1 protein-coding gene, 1 other RNA gene and 1 pseudogene are annotated in these 1,951 nt (G+C 75.6%); all 3 read right to left on the bottom strand.

What is annotated here, in order from left to right:
- Positions 1 to 156: 156 nt before the first annotated feature.
- Positions 157 to 557: RNase P RNA component class A (rnpB, locus tag ABD317_RS36390), an RNA gene on the bottom strand.
- A 167-nt stretch (positions 558 to 724) separates the two neighbouring features.
- Positions 725 to 1,441: pseudogene (locus ABD317_RS36385) on the bottom strand (DMT family transporter); the annotation flags it as partial.
- A gap of 145 nt (positions 1,442 to 1,586) precedes the next feature.
- On the bottom strand, positions 1,587 to 1,951 hold a 365-nt coding region (locus ABD317_RS36380), incomplete at its 5' end, for a helix-turn-helix domain-containing protein (protein WP_344296245.1).

Here is a 1,951-nt window from a genome sequence, read left to right as displayed (position 1 = left end):
CACGGCTTCGACCCGTTCGCGCCGGGCTGTGAGGTCGACGTGCTGAGATCCCGGACGTGAGGCCGCGCGGGCCCGCGGCCATGAGTGCGTTCTGACGCATCGAGCAGGTCGTCTCCCGGGGTGCGTCGCCTGCCCTCACTTTCAGGGCCGTGGAGGCGGACGAGTCGGCCTGTACGCCGGGTTCTGTCTCCCGTGGGCCTTGCGGTCCGCGGGGAGGCGGTCATCCATCTGGGACCGGTGTTGCCACCGGCCTCGTGCGGTCTACCCGCGGACTCGGGCGGGCCGCCCTCGGTCGTCCGCGCAGGGTCGCTTCCGCGGCCCCTCTTGACCTTGCTCCGGGTGGGGTTTACCTAGCCGCCCGGGTCGCCCCGGGCGCTGGTGGTCTCTTACACCGCCGTTTCACCCTTACCGGGGGCCGCAGCCCCCGGCGGTCTGTTTTCTGTGGCACTGTCCCGCGGGTCACCCCGGGTGGGCGTTACCCACCACCCTGCCCTGTGGAGCCCGGACGTTCCTCGGCGACCCCTGGGTGGGATCGACGCGACCGCCCGGCCGGCTCGTCCGCCGTGGGGACCATGGTAGTCGCAGCGGCGGTCCCGCCGTCGCCGCCCGGGGCCGGGCCCGGGGGCGGGCCCGGGGGCGGGCCCGGGGTGGCGGGGGCGGCGGTGGCCAGGAAGGAGCCGGCCAGGATGAGGACGAAGGCGGCGGCGAAGGAGGCCGTCAGCGGCTCGCCGAGGAAGGCGACGCCCGCGGCGACCGCCACCGCCGGGTTGACGTAGGTGAAGACCACCGCGCGCGTGGGGCCCACCTCGCGGATCAGCTCCAGGAAGACCACGAACGCCAGCGCCGTGCACAGCACCCCGAGGCCGGCGAGGGAGGCGAGGACCTTGGCCGACGGGGTGGTGTCCGGCCAGGAGGCGATGCCGGCGGGGGCGTAGACGATCGCGGCCAGCAGCAGGCAGGGGGCGATGAGCTGGAGTGTCGGCACGTCCTTGAGCCGGCGGGCGATGATCAGCGGGGCGGTGGCGTAGCCGAGGGCCGTGAGCATGACCTCGGTGATCGCCCACGCCGAGCCGCCGCTCAGCTCCGGCGCCGCCAGCACCGCCACGCCCGCGAGGCCCAGCCCGAGGCCCAGCCGGCGGCGGTGGCCCAGGCGCTCCTCGTCGCCGAGGAGGCGGGCGAGGATCACGCCGATCGTCGGCACCGCGGCGATCAGCAGGCCGGCCATGGCGCTGGACAGCTTCCGCTCGGCGTCGGTCAGGGTCCACCACGGGCCGATGATCTCGATGCAGGCGAAGGCCAGCATCGGCGCCCAGTGGGTCCGTACGGTGCGGACCAGCCCGCCGCCGCGCAGCGCGAGCGGCAGCAGGACGAGCGCGCCCAGCGCGCACCGGACGAAGACGACCCCCGACGGTGACACCGCGTCCACCGCCACCTTGATCATCAGATACGGGACTCCCCAGATGACGCCCATGAGGAGGAAGAGGACCCAGCCGCGTGCAGTCATGCCGGTCAGCGTCCGCGGCGGAGGGGCCGGCTGTCTTGAATGGGATTGCGGGAGAGCGGTGCCGCGGGAGGGGGAACCGGGGCTACGGGCGCACGCTTCGGCGGTACGCCGCCGGCGTCGCGCCCAGCACCCGCCGGAACCACCGCGTCAGGTGCGCCTGGTCCGCGAACCCCACAAGACCCGCCACCTCCGCCGGCCGGTGCCCCGCCTCCAGCAGCCCCCGCGCCCGCTCCACCCGGTGCTGCGCCAGCCAGGCGTACGGGGGCATGCCCATGGCGTCCCGGAACGCGCGCAGCACCTGGTACCGGGAGAGCCCGAGGTCGCAGCCGATCGCCGCCAGCGACGGCGGGTCCGTCAGCTCGTCCGCCAGCCGGTCCCGCACCGCGCGGGCCACGCCGGCGCCCGGTGCCCCGGCGGCGGCCGGGCGGGCCCGGCCGTGCCGGCGGG

This window comes from Streptomyces synnematoformans (assembly GCF_039531005.1).
Lineage (GTDB): Bacteria > Actinomycetota > Actinomycetes > Streptomycetales > Streptomycetaceae > Streptomyces > Streptomyces synnematoformans.
The sequence above is the reverse complement of the archived record's forward strand: the minus strand, read 5'-3'. Positions and strand labels throughout refer to the sequence as shown.